Source organism: Microbacterium sp. Marseille-Q6965 (genome assembly GCF_946151065.1).
Taxonomy (GTDB): domain Bacteria; phylum Actinomycetota; class Actinomycetes; order Actinomycetales; family Microbacteriaceae; genus Microbacterium.
Map to the genome: position 1 here is coordinate 258,866 of NZ_CAMGZA010000003.1, position 16,393 is coordinate 275,258.

19 protein-coding genes are annotated in these 16,393 nt (G+C 71.7%); 9 read left to right on the forward strand and 10 right to left on the reverse strand.

The window, feature by feature from the left end:
* Positions 1-61: 61 nt before the first annotated feature.
* Both N8N77_RS10250 and N8N77_RS10255 read right to left on the reverse strand, forming a co-directional pair.
* Positions 62-220 carry a hypothetical protein gene (locus N8N77_RS10250; RefSeq protein ID WP_261166713.1) on the reverse strand — a complete coding sequence of 53 codons (159 nt, stop codon included), beginning with the start codon at positions 218-220 and terminating at the stop codon, positions 62-64.
* Positions 221-329: 109 nt separating this feature from the next.
* On the reverse strand, positions 330-1,655 hold the full coding sequence (locus tag N8N77_RS10255) for an MFS transporter (protein WP_261166714.1): 1,326 nt from the start codon (positions 1,653-1,655) through the stop codon (positions 330-332).
* 80 nt (positions 1,656-1,735) lie between these two features.
* Between N8N77_RS10255 and N8N77_RS10260 the strand changes: the two genes are divergently transcribed.
* The 5 genes from N8N77_RS10260 to rplI all read left to right on the forward strand — a co-directional run bounded on the left by N8N77_RS10260 (position 1,736) and on the right by rplI (position 4,091).
* Positions 1,736-2,344, forward strand: coding sequence for a helix-turn-helix transcriptional regulator (locus N8N77_RS10260; protein ID WP_261166716.1), 609 nt, complete (start codon positions 1,736-1,738; stop codon positions 2,342-2,344).
* A 108-nt stretch (positions 2,345-2,452) separates the two neighbouring features.
* Positions 2,453-2,815, forward strand: a complete 363-nt coding sequence (rpsF, locus tag N8N77_RS10265) for a 30S ribosomal protein S6 (RefSeq protein WP_261166718.1) — start codon at positions 2,453-2,455, stop codon at positions 2,813-2,815.
* 5 nt (positions 2,816-2,820) lie between these two features.
* A complete protein-coding gene (locus N8N77_RS10270; protein WP_261166720.1) occupies positions 2,821-3,327 on the forward strand; it encodes a single-stranded DNA-binding protein in 507 nt (168 codons plus the stop codon).
* 44 nt (positions 3,328-3,371) lie between these two features.
* Positions 3,372-3,626: a 30S ribosomal protein S18 gene (gene rpsR / locus N8N77_RS10275; RefSeq protein WP_040168021.1), complete on the forward strand. Its 255-nt coding sequence runs from the start codon at positions 3,372-3,374 to the stop codon at positions 3,624-3,626.
* A 9-nt stretch (positions 3,627-3,635) separates the two neighbouring features.
* Complete coding sequence (gene rplI, locus N8N77_RS10280) at positions 3,636-4,091, forward strand: 50S ribosomal protein L9 (RefSeq protein ID WP_261166724.1); 456 nt, start codon at positions 3,636-3,638, stop codon at positions 4,089-4,091.
* 72 nt (positions 4,092-4,163) lie between these two features.
* On the opposite strand, the gene N8N77_RS10285 is transcribed toward rplI, so the two are convergent.
* The 7 genes from N8N77_RS10285 to N8N77_RS10315 all read right to left on the reverse strand — a co-directional run bounded on the left by N8N77_RS10285 (position 4,164) and on the right by N8N77_RS10315 (position 11,995).
* Positions 4,164-5,999: a chaplin family protein gene (locus N8N77_RS10285; RefSeq protein ID WP_261166726.1), complete on the reverse strand. Its 1,836-nt coding sequence runs from the start codon at positions 5,997-5,999 to the stop codon at positions 4,164-4,166.
* A gap of 86 nt (positions 6,000-6,085) precedes the next feature.
* Entirely contained in the window at positions 6,086-7,072 is a 987-nt protein-coding gene (locus N8N77_RS10290) for a hypothetical protein (protein WP_261166728.1), read from the reverse strand.
* 133 nt (positions 7,073-7,205) lie between these two features.
* A complete protein-coding gene (locus tag N8N77_RS10295; protein WP_261166730.1) occupies positions 7,206-8,198 on the reverse strand; it encodes a transketolase family protein in 993 nt (330 codons plus the stop codon).
* Positions 8,195-9,094: a transketolase gene (locus N8N77_RS10300; protein ID WP_261166731.1), complete on the reverse strand. Its 900-nt coding sequence runs from the start codon at positions 9,092-9,094 to the stop codon at positions 8,195-8,197. The genes N8N77_RS10295 and N8N77_RS10300 overlap by 4 nt, the downstream gene beginning before the upstream one ends.
* Positions 9,091-10,404 carry an MFS transporter gene (locus N8N77_RS10305; RefSeq protein WP_261166732.1) on the reverse strand — a complete coding sequence of 438 codons (1,314 nt, stop codon included), beginning with the start codon at positions 10,402-10,404 and terminating at the stop codon, positions 9,091-9,093. Before N8N77_RS10305 ends, N8N77_RS10300 begins: the two co-directional genes overlap by 4 nt.
* Positions 10,405-10,433: 29 nt before the next feature.
* Positions 10,434-11,294 carry an NAD(P)-dependent oxidoreductase gene (locus N8N77_RS10310; RefSeq protein WP_261166733.1) on the reverse strand — a complete coding sequence of 287 codons (861 nt, stop codon included), beginning with the start codon at positions 11,292-11,294 and terminating at the stop codon, positions 10,434-10,436.
* On the reverse strand, positions 11,291-11,995 hold the full coding sequence (locus N8N77_RS10315; RefSeq protein WP_261166734.1) for a FadR/GntR family transcriptional regulator: 705 nt from the start codon (positions 11,993-11,995) through the stop codon (positions 11,291-11,293). The genes N8N77_RS10310 and N8N77_RS10315 overlap by 4 nt, the downstream gene beginning before the upstream one ends.
* Positions 11,996-12,527: 532 nt before the next feature.
* Here N8N77_RS10315 and dnaB point away from each other — a divergent pair.
* The 4 genes from dnaB (at position 12,528) to N8N77_RS10335 (ending at position 15,866) form a co-directional block, all read left to right on the forward strand.
* A complete protein-coding gene (dnaB, locus tag N8N77_RS10320; protein ID WP_261166735.1) occupies positions 12,528-13,904 on the forward strand; it encodes a replicative DNA helicase in 1,377 nt (458 codons plus the stop codon).
* 137 nt (positions 13,905-14,041) lie between these two features.
* A complete protein-coding gene (locus tag N8N77_RS10325) occupies positions 14,042-14,698 on the forward strand; it encodes an acyl-CoA synthetase (protein WP_261166868.1) in 657 nt (218 codons plus the stop codon).
* The gene (locus N8N77_RS10330; RefSeq protein ID WP_261166737.1) at positions 14,695-15,027 is read left to right on the forward strand and encodes an amino acid transporter; all 333 of its coding nucleotides are present in this window, start codon (positions 14,695-14,697) and stop codon (positions 15,025-15,027) included. The genes N8N77_RS10325 and N8N77_RS10330 overlap by 4 nt, the downstream gene beginning before the upstream one ends.
* A gap of 74 nt (positions 15,028-15,101) precedes the next feature.
* Positions 15,102-15,866, forward strand: coding sequence for a hypothetical protein (locus tag N8N77_RS10335; protein WP_396652824.1), 765 nt, complete (start codon positions 15,102-15,104; stop codon positions 15,864-15,866).
* 58 nt (positions 15,867-15,924) lie between these two features.
* Here N8N77_RS10335 and N8N77_RS10340 read toward each other — a convergent pair whose 3' ends face one another.
* A complete protein-coding gene (locus tag N8N77_RS10340) occupies positions 15,925-16,383 on the reverse strand; it encodes a hypothetical protein (RefSeq protein WP_261166740.1) in 459 nt (152 codons plus the stop codon).
* Positions 16,384-16,393: the final 10 nt, after the last annotated feature.

Below are 16,393 nucleotides of genomic sequence, written 5' to 3' on the forward strand. Positions count from 1 at the left end.
CCTCTGCGCGTGGCAGGCGTTCGCCCGCGACCACGTCGCGGAGCCTCGATCCGCGTCCGGGTCAGGAGTCGTCCGAGGATTCCTCCGAGCCGCCCTCCTGGGCCTCCGTTCCCGCGTCGGCGGCCGCCTCGCTGACCTCGTCGCTCACGACGGGGGTCGGCGGGGCGTCGTCGGCCCTCGCGTCGTCGGCGTGCCTGGAGTGGGGTGTGGGATCGCTCATGGTGTCTCCTCTCGACCTCGCCAGCCTCGCCGCCGGGCGGCCGGGACGCACCCCCTTGACAGAGGAACGACTCCGCCGTCGCGCCCGCGGCGGTGTCGCGCCCGCGGGGTCAGGCATCGGCCGCCCAGGTGTCGGGCGTGCCGATGCGGGTGAGCGGGCGGAACAGGGCCAGCGCGATCGCGACCGCGACAAGCGTCAGCGCGAGGATGAGCAGCGCGGTCGCGAGCCCGACACCCGACAGCAGTGCCGAGCCGACCAGCGGCGCGAGCGGGAACGACGCCGCTCCGGACAGCGCCGCGACCGACGAGAAGCGGCCCTGCATCTGCTCGGGGGTGACGACTGCGGCGTACGAGAAGATCGACGCGTTCAGGGCCGGAGCCAGCAGGTAGGCGACGGTGTAGCAGGCGAGGATCGGCACGTACGTGGGCAGGATCGCCATGGTGAGGAAGGCGAGCGACATCACCGCGATGCAGGCCGGCACGATGACGCCCGTGCGCACCCGGCGCACGAGCACCGGAGCGAGGAACGACCCGATCAGCAGCGAGGCGCCGATCATCGTGCTCAGCAGCCCGATGAGGAAGGGATCGGTGCCGCGCGCGGCGAGATCGAGCGTGACGGCGATCGTCGAGCCGTTGCTCGCCGTGTTGAGGACGATCGCCAGCGCGATCATCACGACGAACAGCGGCTTCGAGGCGACGTAGCGCAGGCCCTCGCCGAGCGCTCGCAGCGGGTGGGTGCGGCGGGCCTCCTGCAGGTCGCCGTTGAGCGGGCGGCGAATGAGGACCGCGCCCACCGCGGCGACGAGGTTGCCGATCGCCGATCCCAGCAGGGGCAGCGCGTGCGACACGGCGTACAGGACGCCTCCGACGGGCCCGGCGAGGAGCGAGGCCACCGATTCGCGCCCCTCGACCGCCGCACGTGCGGTGGGCATCTGCTCCGCCGGCACGACCGCGCGCAGGCCGCCGTCGCCGGCGGGGCCGACGAAGGCGGTGGCCACCTGCGAGCCGAACGAAACCAGCGCGAGGTGCGCGGGGTGCAGCGCGCCCATCCACAGCGCGGCGGCGGCCGTGAGCCACAGCGCGGCGGCGGTGCCGGCGGCGAGGAAGATCAGTCTGCGGCGATCCACCCGGTCGGCGATCACGCCGGCCGGCAGCGTCGCCACGAGGTAGCCGGCGCCGCCGATCGCGGAGATGATTCCCGCGTAGAGGACGTCGCCGGTGATGGCGAGCGCCACGAGGGGAATGGCGAATCCGGCGATTCCCATACCGAGCGCGCGCGCCGTCAGGCCGCTCATGAGCAGCAGGTACGACCCGTTGCGCAACAGTCGCGGCGGCGTCGTGCGCCCGGGGTCGGGGGCAGGGGCGGGCGGTTCCGCGACGGCGGGTGCGGAACCGCCCGCGGCGGCGAGCGCGGTGTTGGGCGGCATCGAGGTCATATCGCGACGATAAACCCGCAAGCGTTGTTGCGCAATAGATGTTGCGCAACTGGTGCTGCGCGTCTCGGTAGGCTCGGATCATGACGGAGGAATACCGGCCCTTCGAGGTGACCGAGGTCTCGATGATGCGCGCCCTGGCCCACCCCGTCCGGCAGCAGATCCTCGCCGAGCTCGTCGGTCGCCGGCACGCCCGCGCCGCAGATCTGGCGGGCGCCCTGGATCTGCCCGCGAACTCCGTGAGCTTCCACCTGCGCACGCTGGCGAAGGCCGGACTGATCGTCGAGGCGCCGGAACGGGCGCGCGACCGGCGGGACCGCGTCTGGAAGCCGCTGTCTCTCGACGGCTATCGGGTCAGCAAGAACTCGCCGGAGGCGCGCCTGGTCACCGAGCCGGTGCTGCGCTGGCTGCGCGCGCTGCTCGTCGGCGAGGCCGACGAGTTCCTCGGGGAGCCGCAGGAGACGGTGCGCATCAGCAACATCAGCCAGGTGCCGCTCACCAAGGCGGAGGCCGAGGAGCTCGCGGCGGAGGTCGACGAGCTCGGCAAGCGCTGGGCGGTGCGGGTGCGCGACGCGCGCGACGCCGACCCGGGCACTGCGCGCCCGCTGTACCAGGCCGTCTTCGCCCTCGGGCCGATGCTGCGCAACTCCCGGTCCGAAGCTGGGAGCCCCGCATCGCGGCCGGACGCGTGATCGGATAGACTACGAAGGTTGTGCGGCCTTGCGCCGCGCAGTGTGCAACACACCCTCCTGCCGTCGAGAGATGCTCGGCGGCCGATCTAGTCCGAAGGAGGTGGGTCAATGACGCACCAGTACGAACTCATGGCGATCCTTCAGCCGGAGATCGACGAGCGCCAGGTTCCCACGATTCTCGACAAGTTCCTGAAGGTCATCACGGATGCTGATGGCACGATCGACAAGGTCGACGTCTGGGGCAAGCGCCGTCTCGCCTACGAGATCCAGAAGAAGAACGAGGGCATCTACGCCGTCGTCAACTTCACCGCCACGAGCGAGGCCACGGTCGAGCTCGACCGCCAGCTCAAGCTGAACGAGCAGATCATGCGCACCAAGGTGCTGCGCGCCGAAGAGGCGATCGCCATGATCGAGTCCGAGGCCAAGCGGGCCGAGGCGAAGGCTGCTCGCAAGACGGCGGCGAAGGCCTAAGCACCATGGCCGGCGAAACCGTCATCACCGTTGTGGGGAACCTCACGGCCGACCCGGAGCTTCGTTACACGAACAACGGCGTCCCCGTGGCGAACTTCACGATCGCCTCGACGCCGCGCACGTTCGATCGCGCTTCGGGCGAGTGGAAGGACGGCGAAGCCCTCTTCCTCCGTGCGAGCGTGTGGCGCGACTTCGCCGAGCACGTGGCCGGATCGCTGACGAAGGGCATGCGCGTCATCGCGCAGGGACGCCTGAGCCAGCGCTCCTACCAGGACCGCGAGGGCAACCAGCGCACGGCGATCGAGCTGGAGGTCGACGAGATCGGCCCCTCGCTGCGCTTCGCCACCGCGCAGGTGACCCGCGTCGCCTCCGGCGGCCGCGGCGGTCAGCAGTTCGGCGGCGGGCAGCAGCCCCGCCAGCAGGTGTCGGAGGAGCCGTGGGCGACTCCGGGATCGGCCGGTGCCGACGCATGGAGCACCCCGGGATCCTTCGGCGACGACACCCCGTTCTGAGCCGGAATCCCATCGAGATCTCTCTTTTTCATTAAGGACCCAACATGGCTGGAAAGTCGAGCGGCGACCGCCGCAAGCCGCGGAAGGGCGCGAAGAACGCCGCTCCCGCGAAGTCGATCCGGGTCGGCGTCATCGATTACAAGGACGTCGCCACCCTTCGCAAGTTCATCTCGGAGCGCGGCAAGATCCGCGCCCGTCGTATCACCGGCGTCTCGGTGCAGGAGCAGCGTCTGATCGCGAAGGCGATCAAGAACGCTCGCGAGATGGCTCTCCTGCCCTACGCGGGCGCGGGCCGTTAAGGAGCACCCATGTCGAAGCTGATTCTCACGAACGAGGTCGACGGCCTGGGCAGCGCCGGAGACGTGGTCGAGGTCAAGGACGGGTACGCCCGCAACTACCTCATCCCCCAGGGCTTCGCCGTGGCGTGGACGCGTGGTGGCGAGAAGCAGGTGGCGTCGATCCGCGCCGCCCGCGAGGCCCGCGCGATCGCGACCCACGAGGAGGCCGTCGCCCTCAAGGCCAAGCTGGCCGAGGGCAAGGTCAAGCTCGCCGTCAAGGCGGGCGCCGAGGGCCGTCTTTTCGGCTCGGTCAAGCCGGCGGACATCGCCGCCGCGGTGACCGAGGCCGGCCTGGGCGACCTCGACAAGCGCAAGATCACCATCCCCTCGCCGATCAAGACGGTCGGCGACCACGAGGCGCTCGTTCGTCTGCACGACGACGTGACCGCCGTGATCAACCTCCAGGTGGTCGCTCTCAAGAAGTGACGCCCTGAGCGCACGCCGAGACGGCGCGGGTCCCCCGGGATCCGCGCCGTCTCGCGTGTTCGGGCCGCGCCGTCACGCCGCGCGGCGGGCGAACCGCGCCAGCCCGCCCACCAGCATCAGGCTCAGCGCCACCAGCAGAACCGTCACGGGCACGCCCCCGCCGGTGGCCGCGAGCCGCGTCGCCTCGGCGGTCACCACGGCCGATGCCTTCGGCGAGCCGCTGACCGTGACCGTCACACCGGTGCCGTCGCCGGCGACCCCGGCACTCCCCACGCCCGCGGGAGTGGTCGGCTCGGTCGGCTCCGCGGGCCCTGCCGGGTCCGTGGGATCCGTGGGATCCGTAGGATCGGTCGGGTCGGTGGGATCCGTCGGGTCGACCGGCTCCGCCGGGTCGCCGGGAACGGTGTTCGCGCGCGTGGTCGTGCTGTCGCCGACGACGGAGACGGCGTTGCCGCCGACCGTGAGCGGAAGCGCGATCGGCAGGTCGAGCTGACTGCCGCCGAGCAGCGACGCGTCGCCGCCCGTTGCCGCGTCCGTGCCGCCGCCGGCGGTGCCGGTGGCGGTGGTGGCGTCGGTGGTCGTGCTGTCGCCGAGCACGGAGAGGGCGTTGCCGCCGGCCGTGACGGGGAGCCCCACGGGTGCGGCGACCTGGGTGCCGCCGAGCAGCGCGTCGTCGCCGCCGGTGGTGGCGCCGGTGCCGCCGGTGGACCCGGTGGTGCCGGCGGCGGTGGTGGCGTCGGCGGTCGTGCTGTCGCCGACGATGGAAACGGCGTTGCCGCCGGCCGTTACCGGCGCGGTGATCGGCGCGATGACCTGGGTGCCGCCGGCGATGGAGTCGTCCCCGCCGGTGGTGGTGCCGGTGCCCGTGGTCCCGGTCGTGCCTGCCGTGGTGACGCTCTCACTGGTGCTGTCGCCGAGCACGGAGAGGGCGTTGCCGCCGGCCGTGACGGGGAGCCCCACGGGTGCGGCGACCTGGGTGCCGCCGAGCAGCGCGTCGTCGCCGCCGGTGGTGGCGCCGGTGCCGCCGGTGGACCCCGTGGTGCCGGTGGCGGTGGTGCCGTCGGCGGTCGTGCTGTCGCCGACGATCGAAACGGCGTTGCCGCCGGCCGTTACCGGCGCGGTGATCGGCGCGATGACCTGAGTGCCGCCGGCGATGGAGTCGTCCCCTCCGGTGGTGGTGCCGGTGCCCGTGGTCCCGGTCGTGCCTGCCGTGGTGACGCTCTCACTGGTGCTGTCGCCGAGCACGGAGAAGGCGTTGCCGCCGACCGTGACGGGAAGCCCCACGGGTGCGGCGACCTGGGTGGCGCCGAGCAGCGCGTCGTCGCCGTCCGTTGCCGCGTCCGTGCCGCCGCCGGTGGACCCGGTGGTGCCGGCGGCGGTGGTGGCGTCGGCGGTCGTGCTGTCGCCGGCCACCGAGAGGGCGTTGCCGCTCACGGTGGCGGGCGCCGCCACATCGATGATGCCCTGAGTGCCCGACAGCAGGCCGCCCTCCCCCGAGGTCTCACCGCTGTCGGTCGATGCGGCCGGCGCCGCCGTGGTGGTGCCGGCGTTCGACGCGCTGTCGCCCGCCACCGAGACGGCGTTGCCCGAGACGGTGACCGGCACGCTCACCGAGATGAGCGCCTGCGACCCGGACGCCGTAGCGTCGTCACCGCTCGTCGTCACGGCGCCGGCCGTGGCCGGCGCCGCCGCCTCGGTCGTTCCGCCGGTGCTCTCGGCATCGCCGAGCACGGAGGCCGAGGTGCCCGAGACGGTGACCGGCAGTTGGACGTCGATGAGCGCCTGCGTGCCCGAGAGCAGGCCGTCGTCCCCTGATGTCTCGGCCGCGCTGGCGGCCGTCGCGCCGAGCAGCGTGACGCCGCCGGCGATGAGCGTGCCCCACAGGGCGCGCGTGATGAATGTGCGCATGATGCTTCCCCCTTCGAAAGGTGTGATCGGATGACGCGCGCGAGCGCGCGGGCGTGTCCGCCTGCGAGCAGGCGGGAGCGCTCCGATCAGTCGGGGGAGACGTCCGTGAGGTCCGCCGGGGCCGGTGGAGCCTGTTCGTCCTGGGGGCGGGTGTGACGCGCGCCGAGGGCGCGTGAGGCCACGGGCCCCAGGGCGGCCAGGGCGAGCAGGCCGGCGCCGCCCCCGGCGCCGCTCGAGGCGGAGGAGCTCGGCGCCGTGGACCCGGGGCTGAGCGGGAGGACCGGAACGGTCTCCGCTCCGGTGTCGACCGCGGAAGAGGCGGTGTCGGCCCCGGCCGCGCTCCACACGGCCGGCACCCGAACTCCCACACCGTCGTGCAGGTGCGCGGCGACCGCCGCGTCCTCTGCGGTCGCGTCGTCAGGCGCCGCGAGGGGCGGCGCCGCTGCGCCGGACTCGTCCGCGGACGCGGCGCGATCGTCGTCGGTGGGGAGCGTGTCGTCGCGGGGTTCGGAGGCGGCGGGAGCATCCGGCTCCGCCGCGGGCGGGCCGGCGAGATCCTCGCCGCTCGTGCCGACGGTGTCGACGACGTCGACGAGCACATCGTCCACCGTGCCGCCGAGACCCTCCACGGCACGGTCCAGTCCGGTACCGGTGACCACGGCACCCACCACGGGCACCTGGGTCGCGAGCTCGACCACGGGCTCGCTCACCCTGCCCACGACGCCGCCCGACACGGCCTCCGCGACGGGCGCGGTCACGGCGCCGACGACCTCACCGGTTTCGCGCACCACGGTCTGCACCGGCTCCTGCACCGGGGCGGGAACGGCGGCCGCGGCATGGTCGACGACCGCCGTCGCGCCGCGCACGATGTCCGACGCCGCGCCGGTCGCGGCGTCGGCCGCGCCATCGACGAGCGAGGTGACGCCGCCCAGGAGTCCGGCATCCGTCCCTTCGTCCGCGTGCGCCTGACCGGCGCCCACGGTCAGGGTCAGCGCGAGGGCGCCGAAACCGGTTGCCGCGCCGAGCAGGGCGAGACGGACGAGGCGCGGCACGCGACGGTGCACGAGATCCATGTCCACCTCCCCCTGGCGACGGGGACCCCCGCGAGGGGAAGCCCTGTGTGCCGGCAGGCTATCGCCGGGCACCCAGGCTCCTTCAAAGGGGTTGCGGAGCGACCGCGGCTTGTGCCACGGTACGCCCGCGACGTCAGCCCAGCTCGGCGAGCACGCGCTCCACGATGCGGTCCTTTGCCAGTCCGTAGCGGTCGTGCAGGGTGGGAAGGGCACCCGCGTCGAGGAAGGCGTCGGGGAGAGCGATCGGCACGACGCGCCGTCCGAGACCGCGCGCGGTGACCGCCTCGGAGACCGCGCCGAAGAGACCGCCGACGACGGTGTGGTTCTCGAGGGTGAGCGCCAGGCGGGGCGTGTCGATCTCCGCGAGCACCGTGTCGGCGTCGAACGGCTTGATGGTCGGGGAATGCACCACGGCCACGTCCACGCGGTGCGCGGCCAGCGCCTCCGCCGCCTGCAGCGCGCGCATCGTCATGAGCCCCGACGAGACGAGGACCACATCGCGACCGTCGCGCAGGACCTTCGCCTTGCCGAGCTCGAAGCGGTAGTCGTACTCGTCCAGCACGGCCGGGACCTTCCCGCGCAGCAGCCGCAGGTACGTCGGACCGGGATGCGCGGCGAGCTGGGGGACCGACTGCTCGATGTCGATCGCGTCGCAGGGGTCGACGATCGTGAGGTTGGGCATGCCGCGGAAGATCGCGATGTCCTCCGTTGCCTGGTGGCTCGGGCCGTATCCCGTCGTGAGCCCGGGAAGGCCGCCGATGACGTTCACGTTGAGCCCGGGCTCCGCGATGTCCAGGCAGATGAAGTCGTACGCCCGACGCGCGGCGAAGACCGAGTACGTCGACGCGAACGGCACGAGGCCCGCCTCGGCCATTCCGGCCGCCGCGCCGAACAGCAGCTGCTCGCTCATACCCATCTGGAAGAAGCGATCGGGGTGAGCCTGCGCGAACACGTGCATGTCGGTGTACTTGCCGAGGTCGGCGGTCAGGCCCACCACCCGGTCGTCGCTCTCCGCGAGCGCTGCCAGCGCCCTGCCGAAGGGGGCGGGGCTCGTGCGCTGCCCGGGGTCGGCGAACGACGCGATCATCGCGCTGGTGCTCTGGCGCGTGGCCGGGGCGGTGCTCATCGGTTCTCCTCCTCGTGCCCGGCGGTGAGCTGCTCGCGGCAGATCTGCCACTCGTGCTCCTCGATCCGCATGAAGTGCGCCTTCTCACGCGTCTCCAGCAGCGGCACGCCGCGACCGATCCGCGTGTCGCAGATGACGACCTGGGGCCGTCCCTCCGCCGCCGCGACGGCGCTGCACTCGTCGAACGCGTCGATGAGGGCGGCGACGTCGTTGCCGTCGACGCGCACCGCATGCCAGCCGAAGGCGCGCCACTTGTCCTCCACCGGCTCGATGCGCAGCACGTCGGCCGTCGGGCCGTCGGCCTGCAGCGCGTTCATGTCGACCATGGCCGTGAGGTTGCCCAGGCGATGGTGCCAGGCGCCCATGGCCGCCTCCCAGGTCGAGCCCTCGTCGAGCTCGCCGTCGGAGAGGAAGTTGAACACGCGCTGCTCGCGGAGCCCGCGGTGCCGCAGGCCCAGGGCCATGCCCACCGCGACGGTAAGCCCGTGCCCCAACGAGCCGCCCGAGATCTCCATGCCCGGCGTGTACGAGGCCATGCCGGACATCGGCAGGCGGGAGTCATCGGACGCGTACGTCGGCAGCTCGTCGACCGGGACGATCCCGGCCTCGGCGAACGCGGCGTACGCGCCGATCGCGTAGTGGCCGGTGGAGAGCAGGAACCGGTCGCGTTCGTCCCACTCGGGGTCGGCCGGATCGAAGCGCAGCTGGTCGGCGTAGACCGTCGCGAGGATGTCGGCGGCCCCGAGGGCCTGACCGACGTAACCCTGGCCCTGCACTTCGCCCATGTCGAGCACGTGGTGACGCGCGCGATAGGCCGACTCGCGCACGGCGGCGATCCGCTGCTCGCGCGGGCGGCCCTCCTTCCCGCGCGTCCTGGTCTGCTGGAGCATCGTCATGCGGTGACCGCCTCTCGTCGGCTCTCGGGGGTGGCGGCGCCCGTGACCGCCGGGGCGGTCTCCCGTGCGCCGAGCGCGACGGCGGTGGAGATCACGCCGAGCGCCATGAACAGCAGTGCGGGGCCCAGCCACCCCATCCAGCCGTACAGCGCCGTGGCGAGGAACGGCAGCAGTCCGGCGACGATGGAGGCGCCGTTGTAGCCCAGCGAGATGCCCGACGTGCGCACGTCGGCGGGGAACAGCTCGGAGAACCAGCTCGACTCGACGGCGAAGATCGGGTCGTGGCTGAGCACGAGCCCCAGCGTGACCGCGACGACGATCATGACCAGAGAGCCGGTGTTGATGAGCAGGAACATCGGGATGCCGAAGATGATCGTGAAGACCGAGCCGATGAGGAACACCCGCTTGCGGCCGATGCGGTCGCTGAGGGCGCCGAACGCCAGGTGGCTGACGAGCCCGATCGCCGATCCCACCAGCGTGCCGATGAGCACGTTGCTCGAGTCGGTGATGGCGGCGAGGCCCACGTACGACAGCGTGAACGCCGTGGTGACGTAGTAGCCGCCCGTCTCCGCCAGGCGCAGCGCCACGATCCGCAGCACGATGCGCCAATCGCTGCGCAGCACGTCGATGGCGGGCAGCTTGCGCACCCGATCCTGCGCCTTGACGGCCTCGAAGTCGGGCGATTCGGTGATGCGCAGGCGGATGAAGATGCCCAGCGCGACCATGACGACCGACAGCAGGAACGGCGTGCGCCACGCCCAGTCGCCGGGCAGGCCGCTCGTGGCGAGGATGGTGCCGTTCGCCAGCAGCAGGCCGGCCGGGATGCCGATCTGCGGCACGGCCCCGAAGAAGCCGCGGCGACGGGCCGGGGCGTGTTCGACCGCCATGAGCACGGCCCCTCCCCACTCCGCGCCGAAGGCCACGCCTTGGATGATGCGGAGCAGGATGAGCAGGAGCGGGGCGAGCACGCCGACCGCGGCGAACGTGGGCAGCACGCCGATCGCCATGGTCGCGACGCCCATGACGACGAGCGACCACAGCAGCACGGCCTTGCGGCCGATGCGGTCACCGAAGTGCCCGGCGAGGTAGCCGCCGACCGGGCGGAAGAGGAAGCCGATCGCGAGGGAGGCGAACGACGACAGCACGCCGATGAACTCGTTGTCGGTGGCGAAGAACGCGGTGCCGAAGTAGGTGGCGGCCGCGGTGCCGTAGATGAAGAAGTCGTACGACTCGACGGCCGTGCCGATCATCGAGGCGACCGACACCTTCACGGGGTTGTCGCGACGGACGGCGGGGGTGGGCTGGGACACTGTTCCTCCTTGAGCAGGTCGACGGGGATTCAGGACAGGTAGGTTTCGATGACGCGGCTGTCGTCGCGGCGCTCGAGGCCCCGCTCGGCCGCGAGCAGATAGCGCTCGCGCGCCGCGTCGAGGACGGGGACGTCGGCATCCGCGGCGCGGGCGGCGTCGGCGACGAGGCCGGAGTCCTTGACGAAGATGCCGACGGTGCTCGTCACGGGGGCGTCGGTGCCGAGCAGCATGCGCGGGCCGCGGTCGGAGAGCATCCAGCTGCCGGCCGCCCCGTCGCGCACGAGGTCGAGGACCGCGGCCCGGTCGAGCCCGAGACGCTCGCCGAGGGCGAGGGCTTCGGCGGCCGCGACGATGTGCACCGAGCACAGGTGCTGGTTGACGACCTTGATCGACTGGCCCTGGCCCACGTCGGCGCCCACGACGCGTACCGTGCCGAAGGCTGCCAGGAGCGGCGCTGCCTCGTCCAGATCGGCGGAATCGCCGGCGGCGAAGATGATGAGCTCGCCCGTCTCGGCGCGCGCGACGCCGCCGGTGACCGGCGCGTCCACCACGCGAGCCCCGGCGCGACGCAGGGCGGCGGCCGCCTCGCGCACGGACTCCGGGCCGACGGTGGACATCACGATCCACAGCCGATCGCCGGCGGCGTCGGCCGCCTCGGCCTCCGCCACGAGCTGCGTGAGCTGATCCGGCGTGGCGACCATGACGACCACGGGGACCCCGCGCGGCGCCTCGGCGATCGAGCCGACGGCGGGCACGCCCTGCGCGGCGCTGCGCTCCCGCGCGGCGTCGAACGGGTCGACGCCCGTGACGGAGCCGCCCAGGCGCTCGGCGAGCCGTCGCGACATCGGGGTGCCGATCGCGCCGAGGCCGACGAAGACGGCGCCGCTCATCGTGCACCTCCCTCGGTGAGCGTGATGAGGGAGTGGATCTCGAAGTGGCGTCGGATGGCACTGCGGGCGCCGTCGGCATCGTTCGCCGCGAGCGCGTCGACGATGTCGTAGTGGATGGTGTCGGTCACGTAACGGCCTTCCTGCGGCTCCTCAGCCGCGAGCGCGCGGATGCGGCGCTCGTTCATGGCCTCGCGCAGCACGTGTGCGAGGCCCGAGTGGATCATGGTGAAGATCGGGTTGGCGACCACCTGCACGAGGCCCGCGTGGAAGGCGAGGTCGGCCTCGAGCGCGGCCTCGAGATCGCCGGCCGCGGTGGACTCCACCATCTCGTCCACGAGCGCGCGCAGCCGGGCGACGTCGTCCGCTTTCGCGCGCCGCGCCGCCTGCACGGTCACCACCGTCTCGAGCATCTCGCGGGCCTCCGCCACGTCGGCCGAGGAGAGGAATCCCAGCGCGCGCATCGTCGTGAAGTAGGTGCGGATGAACTCGGGGTCGGGGGCCTGGATGTAGGACCCGTGCCCCTGCCGCCGGGTGAGCACGCCGATCGACTCGAGACGCGAGAGCCGCTCCCGCAGCGCACCGCGGCTGACGTCCAGGCGCGCGCATAGCTCGCGCTCGGGGAGCAGTCGCCGCGTGCCGTCGGCCTGCGGCGTCGACAACTCGACGAGGCGCAGCGCCACGTCTTCGAGGGTGTCGTCCATGCGTCTCTCCTTTGAGTCATGACGGAATGGTCAACCAATTGAGGGACCCTAGGCGCCTCGGCTGCCTCTTGTCAACATTGGTTCGACCAATCTGGATGTCCGCTCTCTCGCGCGCGGATTTCCGGGGCACGCGACGGTCGCCGCGGGCGAGTGTCGAAGCGAGGTAGCAGATGACGGCGTTGTGCACATCCCCGGCGGCTGATGCGAACCTTCAACTCGCGCTTTAACCACAGTTTCATCCACAGTTTGTGGAATCGGGAAAGGCCCGATCACAGGGGCGTTCGCGCGCTGGAGTTCGCGACCCTCCGGCGTTTCTCCACAGGCGAGTTCCACACGGCGCGCGGCGTTTTACCCAAACGCTCCACAGAGTTATCCACAGGCTGGATTGCACCGCGGGAACCCGCGCACATAACGTGATGCGGCAGGCCGAGGCCGACGTGCGTCGCTGTCGGGGGTCCGTGTTCTCATCGAGGGAACGAACGGGCCGAAGGTCCGGTCCCGAGCAGCCGCGAAACGCAGAAGGGTGGTGCGCGTGTCGATCGCTGACATCTCGCCGGAACGGCTCGGTGGGCCGCGCGACGGTGAGCGCACGCCGCCGCACGACCTCCTCGCCGAGCAGAGCACGCTCGGCGGCATGCTCCTGTCGAAGGACGCAGTGGCCGATGTCATCGAGACGCTGCGAGGGCCGGACTTCTACGTCCCGAAGCACGAGCTGATCTTCGAGGCCATCCTCTCCCTGTACTCGCACGGCGAGCCGACGGATGTCGTCGCCGTCACCGACGAGCTCATCAAGAATGGCGACCTGCAGCGCGCGGGCGGGGCGGACTACCTCCACACGCTGACGTCGATCGTCCCGACGGCCGCAAACGCCGGATACTACGCCGGGATCGTGGCCGACAAGGCCCTGCTGCGCCGCCTTGTCGAGGCCGGCACGCGCATCGTGCAGATGGGCTATCAGGGTCAGGGCGACGCGACCGATCTCGTCAACGCCTCGCAGGCGGAGATCTACGCGGTCACGGGCACCGAGACGAGTGAGGACTACGTGCCGCTCACGGTGGCCGTCGACGCCGCGATCGAGGAGATCGAGGCCGCGCGCGGCCGCGACGGCCAGATGACGGGCATCCCCACCGGCTTCACCGAGCTCGACCAGCTCACCAACGGCCTGCACGGCGGCCAGATGATCGTCGTCGCCGCGCGCCCGGCGATGGGAAAGTCGACCCTCGCGCTCGACTTCGCGCGCGCCGCCGCGATCAAGCACAACCAGCCCGCCGTCTTCTTCTCGCTCGAGATGGGCCGGGCGGAGATCGCGATGCGTCTGCTCAGCGCCGAGGGCGCGATCCCGCTGCAGAATCTCCGCAAGGGCATGCTCGACTCGCGCGACTGGACGACCGTCGCCGCCACCCGCGGCCGCATCAACGACGCGCCGCTGTTCATCGACGACAGCCCGAACATGACGCTCGTCGAGATCCGCGCGAAGTGCCGGCGCCTGAAGCAGCGTGCCGGCCTCAAGATGGTCATCATCGACTACCTGCAGCTGATGACGAGCGGCAAGCGCGTCGAGTCGCGTCAGCAGGAGGTCAGCGAGTTCTCGCGTGCGCTCAAGCTGCTCGCGAAGGAGCTGCAGGTTCCGGTCATCGCGCTGTCGCAGCTGAACCGAGGGCCCGAGCAGCGCACCGACAAGCGCCCGCAGGTGTCGGACCTGCGCGAGTCGGGGTCGATCGAGCAGGACGCCGACATGGTGATCCTGCTGCACCGAGACTCGGTGTACGACAAGGACACCCGGCCCGGCGAGGCGGATCTCATCGTGGCCAAGCACCGTAACGGCCCTACCGCGACGATCGAGGTGGCGTTCCAGGGTCACTTCTCGCGCTTTACCGACATGGCTCCCGCCGGCTTCGGCGGCGAATAGGCGGTTACCCGAACCGGCGGCGCCCCTCCCGACCGCGGGAGGGGCGCCGCGCCGCATCCGCTGGACCTCGCCCCCGCGGGCGAGCGCCCCCTGGCAGAAGTCGTTCTCCCAGCCGGCCCGAATAGGATGGCGGGGTGATGATGACGGGCCGGCACGTGCAGCTGTTGCGCGCGCTCCTTGCGGCCGTCGCCGCCGCGATGATCACGTTCTCGCCGGATCACTCGGCCGAGGTGGGCCTTGCCGTCTTCAGCGGGTTCGCGGTCGCCAGCGCCGCCGTTCTGGGGCTCGCGACGTGGCTCGTGCAGCCGCAGGGGGAGCGCGGGCGACTGGTCCTCCTCGCCGCCGTCTACCTCGTCGCCGGCGTCGTCAGCGGCCTGCCGCAGCTGCGCAACACGACGGTGCTGTTCGCCGTCCTCATCGCCTGGGGCCTGCTCGCCGGCCTCGTGGAGCTCATCATCGGGCTCGTCGAGCGCCGCGCCGGCCGCGAGACCGCGCGCGACACGATCGGTGTCGGCGCGCTGGGCCTCGTGCTCGCGCTCGCCGTGGCCATCGTGCCGACGGGCTACCGTCTCGACTACTTCATCGAGGACGCCGGCCGCTCGTTCACCCTCACGGGCACGATCATCGCCGTCGGCCTGCTCGGCGGCTACGCCGCGCTCGTCGCCGTGTGGCTGGGGATCGCCGGTCTGTCGCCGCGCCCCACGGCGGTGTCGGGCCCCCGTGCGGCCTCCGCCGCCGAGGCGGCGCCGAGCGCCTCGATCCCCTCCGCCCCGACCCCGAAGGATCCGCAGTGACCGACAAGACCCGCCGCCGCGACCTCCTGCGCCCCGTGCAGCTGGTGGGGGTCGCGTTCATCGCCGCCGCGTTCGCCGGCCTGGTCACCGCGATGGCCATGGGCGCCTGGCAGTCGCTGCCCGGTGAGGACGTGCTGCGCGCGTGGGCGGTCGCGGGGATCGTCGCCGGCGTGTCGTTCATCGCCGTGCTGCTCATCCTTTCGCTGCTGATGCTGGCGGTCGACCCGGCGGAGGTGCAGCGTCCGCTGGACCGGCCCGTGCTGCTCCGGGAGTCGCCGCAGGATCCCCCGGCCGACGAGGCGCCGCGCGACGAGGACCCGCGCTCCTGAACGAATCCCCATCTCTCCCCTAGAATGCCCATGGATCGCGCGGCCGTCATTCTGCGCGGGGGACAGGGGCTTTCATGGCACACGACACTGGGGCTATCGAAGAGTCGACCATTCCTTCGGGAGTGAGCTCGACCAAGAAGCTGCGCGTGGAGTTCGCGGGCGAGTGGCACGAGCTGTCGCCCGACCAGCAGTTCACGATCGGCCGCGAGGGCGACCTCGAGGTGGACGACAACCAGTACCTGCACCGGATCTTCCTGGAGATCTCGTTCTACGACGGGCTCTGGTGGCTGGCCAACGTGGGGTCGCGTCTGTCGGCGACGGTCTCGAGCGCGGGCGGGGCCGTGCAGTCGTGGCTCTCCCCGGGAGCGCGCATGCCGATCGTCTTCGCCGAGAGCGTCGTGGTGTTCACCGCCGGCCCCACGACCTATGAGCTCAACCTGCACGCCGACGAGGCGCCCTTCGCCGTGTCGTCGGCGATCCAGAACCAGGTGAGCGGCGAGACCACCGTGATGCCGGTCAGTTTCACGCCGCTGCAGAAGCTGCTCATCGTCGCACTGGCCGAGCCGATGCTGCGCCGCGACGGGGTGAGCATGAGCGAGCTGCCCTCGAGCACGGTGGCGGCTCAGCGCCTGGGCTGGACGATGAGCAAGTTCAACCGCAAACTCGACAACGTCTGCGACAAGCTCGACCGCATGGGCGTGCAGGGGCTGCGCGGCGGCCCCGGCAAGCTCGCGACGAACCGCCGCGCGCGCCTCGTGGAGTACGCCGTGTCGTCGAACCTTGTGACGCGCGATGACCTCGCGCTGCTCGAGGACGAGGCGCTGCGCGCGCAGGACTGAGCCCGGGTTCCACCCGCGCGAGGCGGCCGGGGAGCCGACCCCCGGACGATCCTCCCGCTCACTCCTGCACCAGGGCGACGACGTCCGCCCAGGAGTACGACGGGAAGTACTTGTCGCGGTCGTTCGTCGACGACACCGGCTGGAGGCCGAGTTCGGCGGCCGCGGCGCTGAGGTCGATGCTCTCCGCCGCGCCGATCGGGCTCGTGGAGCGCGCATCGGCGACATCGAGACTGAGCATGCTGAACGCCTCGGGGTCGTCGGTCACCGTGTCGACGATGATCGTGAGGATCCGGCGGAGCTCATCGGCGGTCACGACGTCGCGCTCGATCGACACGACGACGGTGAGGTGGAAGGCGACGCCCGACTGGCTGCGCGAGGCGTCTGCCTCCGTGATGCCGAGGTCGCTGTCGAGGAGCGCCGCGGGCAGGTCCTCGCCGATGCGGCCGTCGTATTGCCGCACGTCGTGGCCGGTGCCGGAGCAGGCGCTGAGCGCGATCGCGAGGAGCGCCGCCACCATCGCCCACGGG